1 protein-coding gene and 1 pseudogene are annotated in these 952 nt (G+C 62.6%); both read left to right on the forward strand.

The window, feature by feature from the left end; all coding sequences use genetic code 11:
- Positions 1-255, forward strand: a pseudogene (locus EOA36_RS36190) (hypothetical protein); the annotation flags it as partial.
- Positions 256-406: 151 nt separating this feature from the next.
- Positions 407-931 carry a hypothetical protein gene (locus tag EOA36_RS36195; protein WP_167531454.1) on the forward strand — a complete coding sequence of 175 codons (525 nt, stop codon included), beginning with the start codon at positions 407-409 and terminating at the stop codon, positions 929-931.
- Positions 932-952 lie beyond the last annotated feature (21 nt).

Genomic DNA, 952 nt, shown 5'->3' on the forward strand with positions numbered 1-952 from the left:
GCGATAGAACTCGAAAGCTTCCTGCTGCTGGTTGGCCGGGAAGCGACGAACCTGCTCGAACAGATCTCGGTCACCGACGTCAAGGTCAGCAAGGAAGAGCTGATGGCCGACGACGAGGAGGCCGAAACCGCGACCAAGGCGAAGCCGGCCAAGAAGGCCGCCGCGAAGAAGGCTGACGACAAGAAAGCCGACGACGCGGAAGAGCCGAAGAAGAAGGCCGCACCGAAGAAAAAGGCGGCCAAGGACGCCGAATAGACCGGACATTCCAACGAATTCCGAAAGGCCGCCTCCGGGCGGCCTTTTTCGTTGCGAAATTGCAACATCGGATTCGTTCCTGGTGGGCACCGGTGGCGGTGCGAAGCCTTGATCATTATCTGGTTGGTTGGAAGACCAGAGGTAGTTGGCAATGTCGTTGCGGGTGTTCGTGGAACTGAGGCGCGCTGCCGCCACCGTGTTTTTCCTGGCCTTGGCCTGCGGCGCTGCCGGGGCCGGCACGGACAATTGGCGTTTCGATACCGGCAATGACGGCCTCGTCACCGCCTCTCTCTATGCCACTAACAAGTTGATCACCGGGGGCGGCGCGCTGAGCTACAGCCCGGTGCTGACAATTGCCTGCCGGGCGGACGGCGAGCCCGCCTGGACCGAATGGCTGCAGTTGAACGACGCGGTCTCCGCCAGCCGGAAAATCACCATGTCGGTCACGATCGACAGGGACAGCAAATTCGACGAGAGCTGGTCGGTCGGCACACGCGCCAGGATGCTGATGCGCGATGGCGCCGACGGCATAAAGCGCCTCGTTCCGGCAAATCGCCTGCTGCTGTCGTGGCGTTTCGGGCTGCTGTCCGGGCGCGGTCAGGCCGATTTCGACCTGGCCGGCTTCGGTGAGGCGGTCAGCCAGATTGCCGCGACTTGTCAGACGGAAGTGCCCTGAGCCACCGCAGACCGCCTAAAG

Origin of the sequence: Mesorhizobium sp. M8A.F.Ca.ET.021.01.1.1, assembly GCF_003998025.1 — a bacterium.
Taxonomy (GTDB): domain Bacteria; phylum Pseudomonadota; class Alphaproteobacteria; order Rhizobiales; family Rhizobiaceae; genus Mesorhizobium.

Excerpts from the sequence above, each read along its gene's own strand:
- EOA36_RS36195 (WP_167531454.1), top strand. The coding sequence starts at position 407 with ATGTCGTTGCGGGTGTTCGTGGAACTGAGGCGCGCTGCCGCCACCGTG.